The following is a 14500-nucleotide window of genomic DNA, read 5'->3' as shown; positions in this document are numbered from 1 at the left end:
TTCGACAATGTGACCTATCTGGTCAACGGCCTATACATCGTGGCCTTCGGCATGTTCATCTACGGTCTGATGGGTCTGACGGGCCCGAAGACCGCGGTGCGCGGCAACCTGATCGCGGCGGTCGGCATGTTCATCGCCGTTGTCGCGACATTGATTTCGGTGCGCCACACCAGCAACTGGATCCTGATCATCGCCGGTCTCGTGGTCGGTATCGCGCTGGGCGTTCCGCCCGCCAAGTTCACCAAGATGACCGCCATGCCGCAGCTGGTCGCCGCGTTCAACGGCGTCGGTGGTGGCACGGTCGCGCTGATCGCGTGGTCGGAATTCATCAATAGCCAAGGCTTTTCGAGCTTCGACGAAGAGCCCACCGTGCATATCGTTGTCGGCTCGCTGTTCGCGGCGATCATCGGCTCGATCTCGTTCTGGGGCTCGCTGATCGCGTTCGGCAAGCTGCAGGAGATCCTGCCAGGCCGTCCGATCGGCCTCGGCAAGCTGCAGCAGCCGCTGAACCTGCTGCTGCTCATCGGCGCCATCGCGGCGGCTGTGGTGATCGGCATCGGGGCCACCGACGACGGTGTCTCGCAGCTGTGGATGATCGCGGTGCTCGTGCTCGCCGGTGTGCTCGGCCTCGCGGTCGTGCTGCCGATCGGCGGCGCGGACATGCCTGTGGTCATCTCGCTGCTCAACGCCCTCACCGGTCTGTCGGCCGCGGCAGCGGGTCTGGCATTGAACAACACCGCGATGATCGTGGCGGGCATGATCGTCGGCGCGTCCGGCACCATCCTCACCAACCTGATGGCCAAGGCGATGAACCGGTCCATCCCGGCGATCGTGGCCGGTGGGTTCGGTGGCGGCGGTACGGCTCCCGGCGCGAGTGGTGACGGTGAGGCGAAGCAGGCCAAGGCCACCTCCGCCGCGGACGCCGCGATCCAGATGGCCTACGCCAACCAGGTCATCGTGGTGCCCGGCTACGGCATGGCCGTGGCCCAGGCGCAGCATGCGGTCAAGGAGATGGCGGAGCTGCTCGAGGCCAAGGGCGTCGAGGTCAAGTACGCCATCCACCCGGTCGCGGGACGCATGCCCGGCCACATGAACGTGCTGCTGGCCGAGGCCGAGGTCTCCTATGACGCGCTCAAGGAAATGGACGACATCAACGGCGAATTCAGCCGTACCGATGTGGCATTGGTGATCGGCGCCAACGACGTCACCAACCCGGCCGCCCGCGAGGACACCAGCAGCCCGATCTACGGTATGCCGGTCCTCAATGTCGACCAGGCCAAGAGCGTCATCGTGCTGAAGCGTTCGATGAACAGCGGCTTCGCCGGTATCGACAACCCACTGTTCTACGCCGACCACACCTCCATGCTGTTCGGTGACGCCAAGAAATCTGTCGGCGCGGTGACGGAAGAGCTGAAGGCACTGTAAGACGTAAGGCGGGCACGCGCAGTGCTCCAAATCCCCCGGTGCACAAGCTCTCTCAGGCCGCACCGGGTCCGGGAAAGCCCGTTTCCGTTCACGGAGACGGGCTTTCTCATTGTGCTAGCTGTACCGGAGCTGATGTTCGCGAGCCTCGACCGCCTCCTTGGCCTCCTTCAACCCCGCGCCGGGGTCGAGCTCCCGATAGCGCTTGATGGCCTGGATCTTCTTGCCCTGCTGGATGAGTTCGTCGATCTCGGAGTATTCGAAGGACGCTCTCGGGTCGGGGATGCCGAGATGTTTGATGATCAGATCGAGCTTGCGTTCGAGGCGGTCCATCCGGCGCTCGAGTCTGTTGGTGTCGAACATACCGAGATTATCGAGGTCTGCGCGCTACGCCGTGGGGTGGGGGACAGATGCTGTGGTGCACCGCACCCGCAGTGCGTCGAGGACGAGGCGGAGCAGGCGATCCGGCTGGTCGGGGTCGGTGCCATGGCGTGCCGCCAGCGCAATGCCCGCGACCAGTTGGATCACATCGTCGATTGCGGCATCCGCGCGTATTCCACCGTCTCCCTTCGCCCTGTCGAGCGGTGCGGCACCGGCCTGGTGGATGGCTTGCCTGCAGTCGAATCCCAGATCTACCGGTCCGGCCAGCACAGCGCCGCCGAGGCCGTGGTCGGTGCGGGCATGGCCGAGCAGAGCGCGCAGCCAGCTGGCGAACGCCGCGGTCGGCTCATCGGACGCCAGTTCCTCGGCGTATCCGCAGAGCGTGTCGATCCGTTCGCGCAGCACGGCCGCCTGGAGGGCTTGGCGATTGGGGAAGTGCCGGTAGAGGGTGCCGGGGCCGACCCCGGCGCGGCGGGCGATGTCGTTGATCGACGCCTCGGGGCCCAAGATGTTGGAGTTGGCCGCGGCGCGCACGTGGGGCGCGCATCCCTACCATGCTCCCGTCGAGCACACCGCCGAGGCGAGGCGGATCATGGGACCGGAAGCATTCCTCGGCGTCGAGCAGGTCGTGGTCCTCGACACCGATCGTGCGCGAGCCCGCGAAGTCGCCAGGGCGCACGTCGCGGGCTATCTGGATTCGGCGCCACACCAGGTGGCCAATATGCGGCGGCTCGGTTTCGGCGACGCGGATATCGCGGGCGGGCCGAGTTCACGGCTGGTCGATGCGATCGTCGCGTACGGCGATGTGGGCGCCATCGCCGTACGGGTGCGCGACCATCTCGACGCGGGCGCCGATCATGTGTGCTTGCAGGTGATTTCGGTCGATCAGTCGGCCCTGCCGCTGCCGCAATGGCGGGAGCTGGCTGTACTGCTTCGCGCAACCGAGCCCAGCGCTGGCACTTCCGTTTCGCGTGGCCGCTAGTGGTGCGTTTCGAGTGGCCGTGCGGCCCGGTGCTGATGGTGCGGTTTCGGCGACCGCGCGGGCCATCGCTAGTTGGTGGCTCAGTTCCGTTGCGGGGCAACCACACCGGCGTAGCGGCAGCACAGCAGGACCGCGATCAGAGGTACCGCCATCGCGGCGGTGAGGGGGATGAGGGCGGTGAGCCAGCCGATCACCGCGGGCCCCGCGAGCAGGCCGAAGTAGCCGAGGCTGAAGACGCGGGCCATATCGGTGGCGGCGGTGTCGGAGCCGAGGTTGCCTGCCGCGGTGAAGATCTGGGGGACTACGCCGGACAGGCCGAGGCCGGCCATGGCCCAGCCGAGTAGGGACAGCGGGACCCAGTTGGACGCCATGATGAGGCCGAAGCCGAGGGCGGCGAGTGCGCTGCCGTAGCGGACCAGCGCGACACGGCCGAACGCGCCACTGATCCGATCCGCCGTGAATCGGCCCGCGGTCATGGTGATCGAGAAGGCGCTGAATGCCAGTGCCGCGGTGGCCTCGTCGACGCCGAGATGGTCACGCATCTGCAGCGTGCTCCAGTCGTTGGCCACACCTTCGGCGAGCAGCACACCGAAGGCTATGGCTGCCAGTGCCAATACCTTTCGGCTCTGATTCGAACGGCTGGGCGATGGACTCGCCTGCGCCTGTCCGGGTGCCGGACCGTCGACGGACTCCGTCCGACTGGACTCACCGGGCGTAGCGGGGTGTGGCGTCGTCGCGGTGGACGGCTCGGGGACTCGCGGTTCAGATCGGGTATCGGGCAGCAGTCGCGGAACTGCGGCGACGGTGACGGCCAAGCCCGCTATCGCGGCTAGTGTCAAGGTCAGTCGCGCATCCCAGCCTGCCCGCAATGTTGCCGCGCCGATCAGGGATCCGAGAAGTCCGCCGCCGGAGAACAGCGCGTGGAACGCCGCCATGATCGGTCGCCGGTAGGCGCGTTCCACGTGTACCGCTTGGGTATTCATCGACACGTCCAGCGCCCCGTTGCCGAAACCGAAGCAGGCCAGCGCGACGGCCAGGGTGCTGGGGCCGGTGGCAAGGCCGGGGCCGAGCACCGCGAGTGACCCGATGGCCGCGGCCGCGCCGACCAGCGTCCGGCTGCCGAAGCGGTCCGCCAGCGGTCCGGCGATCCGCATGCCGACGATGCCCGCTGCGGCCATCAGCAGAATGAACATGCCGAGCGTCGACTTCGAGACGCCGGTGCGATCGGTGATGGCCGGGATGTGGACCACCCACATCGCCAGCATGAAGCCGTTCAGTGCGAACACCACGAATACTGCGGCGCGAGCGATACGGGTCGCGGAGTCGGTCGTCGAGGTCGCCACCGATTCGACGGTACCGATGATCATCCCGGCAGGCGAGAGGTCGGTTCGCGCGCAGCGCGATACCGGGGTCGCGGGTGCCACCGCGCGGAACCGGACGGGACATCGTTGTCCCGCTGCGTCCGGGTGCGTTGATCGCGCCGTTGCGATCCACGTCCGCGCGGTGGTGGTCTGCGTAGAGCCTGACTGTCTTATCCAACGTACTACTGGCCCGGTGTGTTCCAGATTCCGGTGACCGCTGTGTCCCGGACGTACTCGGCGAAATCCTTCGGCTGCCGACCCAGGGCGCGACGCACACCGTCGGTGGTCTTGGAGTTCCTGCCGTCCAGCACCGTGCCGAACAGGTAGTCGAGCAGGCTGACCACATCGGCGGGAACCTGGTATTCGGTCAGTGCCGCAATGAAATCCGTCCGCGAGAGCGGTATGTAGGCGACCTCGCGCTCGGTTGCCGCCGCGATCTCGGCGACCGCCTCGGCGAAGGTCAGCGCCCGCGGTCCGGTCAGCTCGTAGACCTCGCCGTTGTGTGCGTCATCGGTGAGCGCGGCGACGGCCACGTCGGCGATATCGTCGACATGCACGAACGGCTCCGGGATGTCACCGTTGGGCAGTGCGACCTCGCCGGCGAGCACATAATCGGTGAACGCGCCCTCACTGAAGTTCTGGGCGAAGAAGCTGCAGCGCACGACGGTCCAGTCGAGGCCGGAATCCTGCACGATCTGCTCGCATTCCAGTGCCTCCCGCTCGCCGCGGCCGGACAACAGCACGAGCTTTCTTACGCCGGCGGCCTTGGCCGCGGCGGCGAAGGAGCGAATGGCCACTGGAGCGCCCGGCACGGCGAGGTCGGGCTGGTACGCGATGTACACCGCGTAGACGCCGTTCAGCGCCGGAGCCCACGTGCCGCGATCGTCCCAGTCGAACGGGATGGTCGCGGTGCGAGAGCCGATCCGGACCGGATGCCATGATTGCCGCAGTCGGGTCACGATGCGGCTGCCGGTCTTGCCGGTGCCGCCGGTGACGAGGATGAGGGGCCGGCAAGCGGTGCTGTTTGTCATGGTTCAAGTACATCGGCGCAGGCCGAGCGCATACATGGTTCAGCGGCTCATGATCATGCGCCATCGTCTACTGTTGTCGTGTGGATGCGCTCGCCAGTCTGCTCGAAGGTCCACGCGCCAGAGGTGCGTTTGTGATGTGTTCGCTGCTGGCGCCGCCGTGGTCGCTGCGTATTCAGGACCAGGCTCCGCTGACGGTCGTGTCGATGATCCGGGGTTCTGCGTGGGTGATGACCGAGCCGGGCGGAAAGCCTGCCGCGCCACGGCAAATCAGTGCGGGCGACATCGCGATCTTTCGCGGGCCCGACCACTACACAATCGCCGACGACCCAGCCACCGAACCGCAGATCTATATCGATCCCGGCAATGTCACCAAGACTCCTGACGGTGAAATCCTTTGTGAGACATTGAGTCTCGGCATACGACAATGGGGCACCGACGCGGAGGGCGCCACCGTGATGGTGACAGGTACTTACGAGTCCGCAGGCGCGGCAAGCCAACGACTGCTGCGCGCCCTGCCGCCGGTCGTCATATTGTCGCGCGGCGACCTCGACACCCGGCTGCTCGACGTGCTCGTCGACGAGGCCACCAAGGACGAGCCTGCCCAGAACGTGGTCCTGGACCGGCTGCTCGATCTGGTGCTGATCGCTGCGCTGCGCGCCTGGTTCGCCCGCAACGACGCACCGGCCTGGTATCACGCCTACAGCGACCCGCTGGTCGGCAAGGCGCTGCGGCTGTTGCAGCACAACCCGGCACACGGCTGGACGGTGGCGAGCCTGGCCGAGGCGGTCGGCGTATCCCGGGCCGCGCTGGCCCGCCGCTTCACCGACCTGGTGGGCGAGCCACCGATGGCGTTCCTCACCGAATGGCGCCTCGCCCTTGCCGCCGACCTGCTACAAGAGTCCGACGCCACCATCGAATCGATCGCCCGTCAGGTGGGTTACGGCAGCGCCTTCGCACTGAGCACCGCCTTCAAACGGCACTTCGGCGTCAGCCCGCGCGACCATCGCCAAGGCGCGACTCCCGCTGAGCTATCGTCGGCCGGGTGACGCAGCAGTATCCAGTCCTCTGGCCGGTCCCGACGCGGTGGGCCGACAACGACCACTACGGGCACGTGAACAACGTGACGTACTACTCGTACTTCGACACCGCAGTCAACGCCTGGCTGATCCACGCCACCGGCACCGACATCCGCGAGCTGCCCGCGCTCGGCGTCGTAGCCCAAACCTCCTGCCAGTATCTCGGCTCACTGAGCTTCCCCGACCAACTCCAGGTCGGCCTGCGCATCTCCCGCCTCGGCCGCTCCAGCATCACCTACGACCTGGCCATTTTCCGAGAGGACGGCGACGCCCTCGCGTTGGCCGCCACCGGCACTTTCGTCCACGTCTACGTCGACGCCGAGACCCGCAAACCCATAGAGATCCCCGAGATCATCCGTACCGCTGCCGCCACCCTCGTCACCGAGTAGACGCCCACACCGAGGAAATTCGGCCACACACCCCGTGTCGTAGCTGCACGCACCTCGTACAGCGTCCTCCCACCCCTTGTTGTGGCTGTACACCCCGTATAGGGGGTGTGCGGCTGTGGCGCGGGGTGTTCGGACGGCAGCGGGGGTGAAATGGTGGCTGCGGAGGGGGTTTCTGGCTGGTCATTTCACTACGCTCGCTGCTGGCTAGCCCTGCAGGGCGGCCTGGAAGCGGCGCATGCCGTCGAGCCAGCGGTCGTAGTCGGTGCCCTTGTGGCGGTACATCTTCAGGACCTCTGGGTGCGGGAGGATCAGGAAGTGTTCGGCTTCCACGCCTACGAGCACGACTTCGGCGACCTGCTCGGGTGTCAGGACCGCGCCTGCGGTGGTGACGGCCTTGATGGCGAGTTCGCCCGCCGCGGCGTCCTCCGGTATCAGCCCACCGTGCAGCATTTGCGTGTCGACGCCCATCGGGCATACGCAGCTGACGCGGATCCCCTTGTCCCCATAGGTGATCGACAACCATTCCGCGAAGCCGACGGCCGCGTGCTTGGTCACCGAATAGGGCGCCGAGCCGATCTGGGTGAGCAGTCCGGCCGCCGACGCTGTGGTGATGAAGTAGCCGCTGCCGCGCTCCAGCCAGCCGGGCATCAGCAGGCGGGCGGCACGCACGTGGGCGAGCACATTGACTTCCAGAGCGGCCGACCATTGTGCGTCGGTGCTGTCGAGACCGGGCCCGCCGCCGATGCCCGCGTTGGCGAAATATAGGTCCACCGGACCGAATTCGGTCGCTGCGCGATCGATCAGCCCCTGGATCACCTTCTCGTCGGCGACATCGCCGCCGACCGCGACCGCGTTCGGGCCGATCGAATCGGCGACACCCGCCGCGGCATCGGCGTCCAGGTCGGCGAGCACTACCCGCGCACCGCTGGCGGCGAGTCGTCGGGCCAGCGCGGCCCCGATACCCGCCCCTGCCCCGGTGACGATCGCTACCTTGCCCGAAATCTCCATGCCCGCACCCTAGAACTCGGCGACCACCTCGTACAGCGCGGGATTGGCGGTGGCAAAAGTCGGTGCGGCGGCGAGGCGCTGCTGAAAAGCCGGATCGGTACCGGCCGCCTGCCATGCCTCGGCACTGTCCCAATGCGCGATATTGACCAGCTGGAAGTGGGCATCCTGCGTGATCGCCCGGTGTAGCCGATTATCACGGAAGCCGGGTGCGCGGGACATCAGGGCGGCCCGTCCATGCCAGTGCGTGGCGAATTCGTCGACGCGATCGGCGGGCAGCACGAAGGCGTTGACGAAGGTGATCCCCGCACCCTGCGGCGTTGCCACCGAACGATATTCGGCGGCGACCGTGTAGAGCGCGCCCCGCACCGTGGCGAAGCCACCCGACGACGCGGCCGAGTTACGGAAGGCCGGATCCGACAGCGCGACATCCTTGTCTTCGGCGCTGTCCCAATGCGCGACCATGACGAGCGGAAGCACTCCGTCCTGCTCGATCGCACGATGCAGACGCGCATCCCGGAATCCGTCGGCCTTGCTCACGATTTCGGCCCGCTGCCGCCACTGCGCGACGAAATCGTCGATCCGATCGGCGGGCAGTTCGATCGTGTCGATCACGATGCACTCGGTGTCGGTCATGACGCCATCCTCGAACCTCGACTGCACTCGAGGTCAAGGGTATTCGCGCGGACCCGGGCGCGTCGGCACTACGGCCGGACGCCGGGGTCTAGCGCCGACCGCGCATAGGCGCTCGACCCGGCCAGCCGGTCGAGCAGCGGAGCGGTGCGCGGCCCGACCAGCTCCCGCATCACCAGCGCCATGTTGGTGCGTTCCACACCGGGGATTTTCAGGATTTGCCCGGCGATCCGGTACAGGTCGTCCGCATCTTGCGCGACCACCCGGACGGTCAGGTCGGTCGGTCCCGTCATGCCGCATACCTCGGTCACCTCCGGCACCTCGGCGAGCTCGTCGACCACCGAATCCAGCTGGTGCTGATCGACAACGACCGCGACGAACGCCGACAGCGGGTAGCCGAGGGCTCGCGGTTGGACCCGCCGCTCGAAGCTGCCGAGCACCCCGCTTGCCTCCCAGCGCGACAGCCGAGCCTGCACGGTATTGCGCGAAAGCCCGAGCCGCGTGGCCAGTTCCACGCCGGTCGCGCGCGGGTTCGCGACGAGTTCCAGCAATAGCCGCGCGTCGGTGGCGTCCAAGGTGGCGTCAACGGGTTCTCTACTGGACATACAACGCAGTATGACATTGGTCGGCCGCTCAGAATTGGGCATTCTGCTCACTCGCGTGTCGATCGCTTGCGCAGATCGACTTATGGTGGATGCTGTGTGATATAGGACACATGCGTTCGGTGCCCGTGATGAGGAGGCGATCACGATGCCAGACAGGCCTGCGTATCCCGTTCAACTGATCCAACCCGACGGTCGTCGCGTGTTCGATCGGGAGCATGCCGCCCTGGTCGCCGACGTCGGGCCCGAGCAGCTGCGCGCACTCTACGAAGACCTGGTGGTGACCCGGAGGATCGATATCGAGGCAACCGCGCTGCAACGCCAGGGCCAACTCGGACTGTGGGCCCCGATGCTCGGCCAGGAGGCCGCCCAGGTCGGCTCGGCGCGAGCCCTGCACTCCGACGACTATGTGTTCTGCAGCTACCGCGAGCACGCTGTCGCCTACTGCCGTGGTGTCCATCCCACCGAACTGACCCGGCTGTGGCGCGGCGTCGCGCACTCCTGCTGGGACCCCAGCACGGTGAATATGACCAACCCGAACATCATCGTCGGCTCGCAGGGTCTGCATGCGACCGGTTACGCCTACGCAGCCCATCTCGACGGCGCGGAAATCGCGACCATCGCCTACTTCGGCGACGGCGCGACCAGCCAGGGCGATATCGCCGAGGCGCTCGGCTTCGCCGCGAGCTGGAGCGCGCCGGTGGTGTTCTTCTGCCAGAACAACCATTGGGCGATCAGCTCGCCGGTGCGCATCCAGAGCGCGACACCGATCGCGCGCCGCGCCTACGGCTATGGCATTCCCGGCCTCCAGGTCGACGGCAACGACGTGCTCGCGGTGCTCGCGGTGACCAGGCAGGCGATCGCGAGGGCCAGGTCCGGCGGTGGCCCGTCGTTCATCGAGGCCATCACCTACCGGATCGGCCCGCACACCACCGCCGACGATCCCACCCGCTACCGGTCCGCGGCCGAGACCGAAGAGTGGAAGCGCCGCGACCCGATCGACCGGATGCGCAAGCTGCTGGAACGAGAGGCACTGTGGGACGAGGCATTCGAGCGACGTGTCGGCGCACACGCCGACGAGGTCGCGCATCAGGTGCGTTCGGCAACCATCGACATGCCCGATCCGGCACCGATGGCGCTTTTCGATCACGTTTACGCCACCCCGCATCCGCTGATCACCCAGGAGCGGAGCGAGTACGCGCGGTATCTGGCCGGAGATCCCGGCGCGGCTGCCGTGCACCAGGAAGGAGTCCCCTCATGATCACCACCTTCGCCGCAGCACTGAACGCCGGGCTGCGACGGGCAATGGAGGACGACCCGAAGGTCGTGCTGATGGGCGAGGACATCGGCCACCTCGGCGGCGTGTTCCGGGTGACCGACACCTTGCAGAAGGACTTCGGCGACAATCGCGTCGTCGACACCCCGCTCGCCGAATCCGGCATCATCGGAACGGCTTTCGGCATGGCGCTGCGTGGCTATCGGCCGGTGTGCGAGATCCAGTTCGACGGCTTCGTGTATCCGGCGTTCGACCAGATCGTCTCGCACGTCGCCAAGATCCACTATCGGACACAGGGAAAGGTGATCGCGCCCATCACGATTCGCATTCCGTTCGGTGGCGGGATCGGTTCGGTGGAACACCATTCGGAGTCGCCGGAGGCCTATTTCGCGCACACCGCCGGGCTGCGGGTTGTCACGCCGAGTAACCCGGCCGACGCGTATCTCATGATCCGCCAGGCGATTGCGCTGGACGATCCGGTGATCTTCTTCGAACCCAAGCGGCGCTACTGGGACAAGGAAGACGTCGACTTCGCGGCGCTCGACGAGCTGCCGCTGATCAAGGCCCGCGTCTGCGTACCCGGCACCGACGCGACCGTCGTCGCCTACGGAGGCACCGTGGCTACCGCGCTGACCTCGGCGAAAATCGCCGCAGAGGAAGGGCATTCGCTCGAGGTGATCGATTTGCGCAGCCTCTCGCCGATCGACTTCGACACCATCGAGGAGTCGGTCGCCAAGACCGGCAGGCTGGTCGTGGTGCACGAGGCGCCGGTTTTCGCGGGGCTCGGCGCGGAAATCGCCGCGCGCATCACCGAGCGCTGCTTCTATCACCTGGAGGCGCCGGTGTTGCGCGTCGGCGGGTTCGACATCCCCTACCCCCCGGCTAAGCTCGAAAAGCACCACCTGCCCGACCCTGACCGCATCCTGGCGGCGGTCGATCGCTCGCTCGCCGCCTGACGTTCGCCCGCTCAGTGAGAGGTGCCCCGTGGAAGATCGTGCTCCCGAGGAAGCTCAGGGTCATGTCCTGGAATTCCGGCTCCCCGACCTCGGGGAAGGGCTCACCGACGCCCAGCTGATGTCGTGGTCGGTGGGCATCGGCGACACGGTGGAGTTGAATCAGACGATCGCGGAGGTCGAGACGGCCAAGGCGGTGGTGGCACTGCCGTCACCGTTCTCCGGGACGGTCGTCGAACTGCTCGCCCAACCCGGGGACACGGTGCCGGTGGGGGCGCCGCTGATCCGGGTGCGCAACGATCTGGATATGTCCGCCCCGACCGCAACCGCAGGGCCGGACGCTCCCGCGACCGGCACCGGGCGGACCGCTGTACTGGTCGGCTACGGCCCCGAAGGGGAAGCGGCTTCCCGTCGCCGCAGGCCGGCTCCCGCTGCGGTGGAGCCCGCCGCCCCGCGGGTGGGTACGGGGTATTCGGGGCCGCAAACCAACAGGGCCGCTGCGACACCGGCGGCCCGCAAGCTTGCTCGCGAACTGGGGATCGACCTCTGGTATATTGCGGGCTCCGGACCCGACGGCGCGGTGACGGTCGAGGACGTGCGCGCTGCCGTTCCGGTATCGCAGCCGCGCACGATGGCGACTCGTGCCCCGGCTCCGGCGGACCCAGGCTTGGGCACCGATCAGCGCGGTGGCCTCATCCGGCCCGCCTCCCGCGAGGAACGCACCCCGATCAGCGGCATCCGCAAGCGCACCGCGGCGGCCATGGTCGTGAGCGCACGCACGATTCCGCAGGCAAGCACCTTCGTCACCCTCGATTTCACCGCGTCGATGGAACTGCTCGATCATCTGCGCACCACGAAGTCGTTCCATGGTCTGACGCTGACCCCGCTCGCGCTGATCGCCAAGGCCGTGCTCGCCGCCCTGGGGGAATTCCCGGACATCAACGCGTTCTGGGACGAGGCGAAGCAGGAGATCGTCACCAAGCACTACGTGAACCTCGGCATCGCGGTCGCCACCGACCGCGGCCTGATGGTGCCCAATCTGAAGGAAGCCCAGACACTGAGTCTGCGCGAACTGTGCCAGGAGATCGTGTGGCTGGCCGAGACCGCCCGGTCCGGCAGCGCTACGCCGACCGATCTGCGGGGCGGCACCTTCACCATCACCAACGTCGGGGTGTTCGGTGTCGACATCGGTGTTCCGCTCGTCAATCCTGGCGAGGCGGCGATCCTGTGCCTCGGCTCGATTCGCAAGCGGCCCTGGGTGTTCCGTGACGAGCTGGCCGTCCGCTGGGTCACCACCCTCGGCATCAGCTTCGATCACCGCATGATCGACGGCGAACTCGCGTCCCGTTTCCTCGCCACCGTCGCAGGTCTGCTCGAGGACCCGCTGACTCTCCTCGGCCGCGTGTAGTCGCGGATTCGCCGATTCCCGCGGACGGATTCGCCGATGAAGTGCCGCGCGGGAGTCAGCGGATGGCCTGAGCCGCAACGGCTTACCTGCTCGACATATGGTCTGTGATCTCATGGGACCGACCACTGACGGCAAGGTGTAGAGGCGGACCGGGCATGAACGACCAAGTCACCGTGATCTGGGCTCGTGAGCCCATTCCCGCCGGGCCGAGCGTGTTCCTCGCGGGGCCGACGCCACGGGATGCCGTCACGCCGTCCTGGCGTCCTGCCGCCATAGCCGCCATCGAAGCGTGCTGGCAAGGTCCGGGTCCGCTGCTGGTCCTCGCGCCGGAAACAGCAGGCGGACTGCGGGAATCGGACTACGACGATCAGATCGAGTGGGAGGTCGCCGGACTCGACAGCGCGAGCGCGATCCTGTTCTGGATCCCTCGGGATGTGCGGCGCCTGCCGGGATTCACGACCAACGTGGAGTTCGGCCTGTATGCCCGTTCAGGTCGTGTCGTCCTCGGGTGTCCACCGGATTGCCCGAACCCGGAGCGCAATCGCTATCTGGTGTCGACCGCGCGACGCTACGGGGTGCCGGTGGTCGAAACCTTGTCGGACGCAGTCGCTTCGGCGCTCACGTTGGTGGGTGCCGAGCCGGTGTCGTGAGTGTTCGGGCCCGCGTCAGCCCTTGTGGTGCGTGAGCACCTGCCGGACCACCAATCCGGCGATCAGGGCCCAGAAGGCGGCCCCGATACCGAGGAAGCCGACGCCGGATGCGGCGATCAAGAAGGTGACGACGCCTGCTTCACGATGCTGCTCCGATTTCAGGGCGCCCGCCAATGCCGCGGCCAGCGTGGCAAGGAGGGCAAGGCCCGCAACGGTTTCCAGGGTGCCCTTCGGTGCGGTGGCGATCAGGGTGACCAGCGCTGCCGAGCCGAGCGCGAGTATCAGGTAGGTGGCGCCCGCGGTGAAGGCGGCGATCCAGCGTCGCTTCGGGTCCGGGTGTGCGGCGGGTGCGGCCGAGAGGGCGGCACTGATCGCGGCCAGGTTGATCGCGTGTCCACCCGCGGGCGCGCCGAGGATGGTGCCGATGCCGGTGACGCTCATCGCCGCGCGCCACGGCACTTTGTACCCGAAGGAGCTCATCACCGCGGTGCCAGGAATGTTCTGTGAGGCCATGGTGACGATGTAGAGCGGGATCGCGACGCCGATCATCGCCTGCCAATTCCAGTGCGGCAGCGTCAGTTCGATCGAGGGTGCCATCGCGGCGAGATCGAGCTGCTTGTGCTGCACCGTGATGCTGATGCCCGCGCCGATCGCCGCGGTGGCGAACGCCGCGATCACCGCCCAGCGCTTGGCCACTCGTTGCAGCACCAGCCAGACGACGATCACCGGCACTACCACCGCCGGACTGGTCTGCACCGCCTTCACCGGTGCCAGGCACAGTGGCAACAGCACGCCCGCGAGCATGGCCTGTGCGATCTCCACCGGAATCGCGGCAACCAGTTTCCCGAGCCGCTGCCACAACCCCGTGATCACGATCAATACACCGGCGAGGGCGAACGCGCCGACCGCCGCGGCCCAACCGCCTGCGACCACGCCGGTGCTCGCGAGCAGCGCGGCCCCCGGCGTCGACCACGCCAGCGTGATCGGCATCCGATACCGATAGCTCAGCAACATCATGCCGACGGCCTGGGTGACGCAGATCGCGAGCAGCCCCGACGCGGCCTGCGCCGAGGTCGCCCCGACCGCGGTCAAACCACTGAGCACGACCGCGAACGAGCTGGTGAACCCCACCAAAGCGGTGACAACTCCGGCCCCGAGCGGCTGCGCGAGCACGGTTTCGGCCGACTTCCCCTCGGGCAACCCGTTCGGCTCGGGTGACATGGTCGACTCGGTCGGCACCGTCTGCCGGTGCGGCACGGTCGGCAGCGTCGGCTTGTGCGACTCGGTCGACTCGTGCGGCACCATGGACTCGGTCGGCACTGTCGGCTCGT

Annotated in this window: 16 protein-coding genes; 8 read left to right on the top strand and 8 right to left on the bottom strand. The window is 67.3% G+C overall.

Annotation, left to right across the window (positions count from 1 at the left end):
* Nucleotides 1–9 precede the first annotated feature (9 nt).
* Nucleotides 10–1425: an NAD(P)(+) transhydrogenase (Re/Si-specific) subunit beta gene (locus ACFQZZ_RS29990; RefSeq protein WP_378688012.1), complete on the top strand. Its 1416-nt coding sequence runs from the start codon at nt 10–12 to the stop codon at nt 1423–1425.
* Nucleotides 1426–1539: 114 nt separating this feature from the next.
* Here the strand turns inward: ACFQZZ_RS29990 and ACFQZZ_RS29985 are convergent, their stop codons facing one another.
* Together ACFQZZ_RS29985 and ACFQZZ_RS29980 are read right to left on the bottom strand one after the other, a co-directional pair.
* Entirely contained in the window at nt 1540–1785 is a 246-nt protein-coding gene (locus ACFQZZ_RS29985; RefSeq protein ID WP_378687438.1) for a hypothetical protein, read from the bottom strand.
* A 24-nt stretch (nt 1786–1809) separates the two neighbouring features.
* A complete protein-coding gene (locus ACFQZZ_RS29980) occupies nt 1810–2337 on the bottom strand; it encodes a TetR/AcrR family transcriptional regulator (RefSeq protein WP_378687436.1) in 528 nt (175 codons plus the stop codon).
* Between the two features lie 58 nt (nt 2338–2395).
* On the opposite strand from ACFQZZ_RS29980, the gene ACFQZZ_RS29975 reads away from it, so the two are divergent.
* Entirely contained in the window at nt 2396–2785 is a 390-nt protein-coding gene (locus ACFQZZ_RS29975) for a hypothetical protein (RefSeq protein ID WP_378687435.1), read from the top strand.
* 80 nt (nt 2786–2865) lie between these two features.
* On the opposite strand, the gene ACFQZZ_RS29970 is transcribed toward ACFQZZ_RS29975, so the two are convergent.
* The gene (locus ACFQZZ_RS29970; protein WP_378687433.1) at nt 2866–4152 is read right to left on the bottom strand and encodes an MFS transporter; all 1287 of its coding nucleotides are present in this window, start codon (nt 4150–4152) and stop codon (nt 2866–2868) included.
* Between the two features lie 176 nt (nt 4153–4328).
* Nucleotides 4329–5177: an SDR family oxidoreductase gene (locus ACFQZZ_RS29965; protein WP_378687432.1), complete on the bottom strand. Its 849-nt coding sequence runs from the start codon at nt 5175–5177 to the stop codon at nt 4329–4331.
* An 80-nt stretch (nt 5178–5257) separates the two neighbouring features.
* Here ACFQZZ_RS29965 and ACFQZZ_RS29960 point away from each other — a divergent pair, with 80 nt between their 5' ends.
* On the top strand, nt 5258–6223 hold the full coding sequence (locus ACFQZZ_RS29960; protein WP_378687430.1) for an AraC family transcriptional regulator: 966 nt from the start codon (nt 5258–5260) through the stop codon (nt 6221–6223).
* A complete protein-coding gene (locus tag ACFQZZ_RS29955; protein WP_378687428.1) occupies nt 6220–6642 on the top strand; it encodes an acyl-CoA thioesterase in 423 nt (140 codons plus the stop codon). Before ACFQZZ_RS29960 ends, ACFQZZ_RS29955 begins: the two co-directional genes overlap by 4 nt.
* Before the next feature lie 204 nt (nt 6643–6846).
* Here ACFQZZ_RS29955 and ACFQZZ_RS29950 read toward each other — a convergent pair whose 3' ends face one another.
* The 3 genes from ACFQZZ_RS29950 to ACFQZZ_RS29940 form a co-directional block, all read right to left on the bottom strand.
* Complete coding sequence (locus ACFQZZ_RS29950; protein WP_378687426.1) at nt 6847–7650, bottom strand: SDR family oxidoreductase; 804 nt, start codon at nt 7648–7650, stop codon at nt 6847–6849.
* Between the two features lie 9 nt (nt 7651–7659).
* Entirely contained in the window at nt 7660–8283 is a 624-nt protein-coding gene (locus ACFQZZ_RS29945; protein ID WP_378687424.1) for an antibiotic biosynthesis monooxygenase family protein, read from the bottom strand.
* 68 nt (nt 8284–8351) lie between these two features.
* Nucleotides 8352–8885, bottom strand: a complete 534-nt coding sequence (locus ACFQZZ_RS29940) for an Lrp/AsnC family transcriptional regulator (RefSeq protein WP_378687422.1) — start codon at nt 8883–8885, stop codon at nt 8352–8354.
* A 145-nt stretch (nt 8886–9030) separates the two neighbouring features.
* Here ACFQZZ_RS29940 and pdhA point away from each other — a divergent pair, with 145 nt between their 5' ends.
* The 4 genes from pdhA to ACFQZZ_RS29920 all read left to right on the top strand — a co-directional run bounded on the left by pdhA (nt 9031) and on the right by ACFQZZ_RS29920 (nt 13169).
* Nucleotides 9031–10143 (top strand): pyruvate dehydrogenase (acetyl-transferring) E1 component subunit alpha, encoded by a 1113-nt coding sequence (pdhA, locus tag ACFQZZ_RS29935; protein WP_378687421.1) that lies wholly within the window; start codon nt 9031–9033, stop codon nt 10141–10143.
* Nucleotides 10140–11114: an alpha-ketoacid dehydrogenase subunit beta gene (locus ACFQZZ_RS29930; protein ID WP_378687419.1), complete on the top strand. Its 975-nt coding sequence runs from the start codon at nt 10140–10142 to the stop codon at nt 11112–11114. The genes pdhA and ACFQZZ_RS29930 overlap by 4 nt, the downstream gene beginning before the upstream one ends.
* Nucleotides 11115–11142: 28 nt before the next feature.
* Complete coding sequence (locus ACFQZZ_RS29925; RefSeq protein ID WP_378687417.1) at nt 11143–12519, top strand: dihydrolipoamide acetyltransferase family protein; 1377 nt, start codon at nt 11143–11145, stop codon at nt 12517–12519.
* A 155-nt stretch (nt 12520–12674) separates the two neighbouring features.
* Nucleotides 12675–13169, top strand: a complete 495-nt coding sequence (locus ACFQZZ_RS29920) for a nucleoside 2-deoxyribosyltransferase domain-containing protein (protein WP_378687415.1) — start codon at nt 12675–12677, stop codon at nt 13167–13169.
* 15 nt (nt 13170–13184) lie between these two features.
* Here ACFQZZ_RS29920 and ACFQZZ_RS29915 read toward each other — a convergent pair whose 3' ends face one another.
* A complete protein-coding gene (locus tag ACFQZZ_RS29915) occupies nt 13185–14390 on the bottom strand; it encodes a benzoate/H(+) symporter BenE family transporter (RefSeq protein ID WP_378688010.1) in 1206 nt (401 codons plus the stop codon).
* Nucleotides 14391–14500 lie beyond the last annotated feature (110 nt).

It is taken from the genome of Nocardia sp. GCM10030253, assembly GCF_042675075.1.
Taxonomy (GTDB): Bacteria; Actinomycetota; Actinomycetes; order Mycobacteriales; family Mycobacteriaceae; genus Nocardia.
This window is presented reverse-complemented; position numbering and strand designations above follow the sequence as displayed.

Excerpts from the sequence above, each read along its gene's own strand:
- ACFQZZ_RS29940 (WP_378687422.1), bottom strand. The coding sequence starts at position 8,885 with ATGTCCAGTAGAGAACCCGTTGACGCCACCTTGGACGCCACCGACGCG.
- ACFQZZ_RS29930 (WP_378687419.1), top strand. The coding sequence starts at position 10,140 with ATGATCACCACCTTCGCCGCAGCACTGAACGCCGGGCTGCGACGGGCA.
- pdhA (WP_378687421.1), top strand. The coding sequence starts at position 9,031 with ATGCCAGACAGGCCTGCGTATCCCGTTCAACTGATCCAACCCGACGGT.
- ACFQZZ_RS29915 (WP_378688010.1), bottom strand. The coding sequence starts at position 14,390 with ATGTCACCCGAGCCGAACGGGTTGCCCGAGGGGAAGTCGGCCGAAACC.
- ACFQZZ_RS29965 (WP_378687432.1), bottom strand. The coding sequence starts at position 5,177 with ATGACAAACAGCACCGCTTGCCGGCCCCTCATCCTCGTCACCGGCGGC.
- ACFQZZ_RS29920 (WP_378687415.1), top strand. The coding sequence starts at position 12,675 with ATGAACGACCAAGTCACCGTGATCTGGGCTCGTGAGCCCATTCCCGCC.
- ACFQZZ_RS29975 (WP_378687435.1), top strand. The coding sequence starts at position 2,396 with ATGGGACCGGAAGCATTCCTCGGCGTCGAGCAGGTCGTGGTCCTCGAC.
- ACFQZZ_RS29970 (WP_378687433.1), bottom strand. The coding sequence starts at position 4,152 with ATGATCATCGGTACCGTCGAATCGGTGGCGACCTCGACGACCGACTCC.
- ACFQZZ_RS29950 (WP_378687426.1), bottom strand. The coding sequence starts at position 7,650 with ATGGAGATTTCGGGCAAGGTAGCGATCGTCACCGGGGCAGGGGCGGGT.
- ACFQZZ_RS29985 (WP_378687438.1), bottom strand. The coding sequence starts at position 1,785 with ATGTTCGACACCAACAGACTCGAGCGCCGGATGGACCGCCTCGAACGC.
- ACFQZZ_RS29945 (WP_378687424.1), bottom strand. The coding sequence starts at position 8,283 with ATGACCGACACCGAGTGCATCGTGATCGACACGATCGAACTGCCCGCC.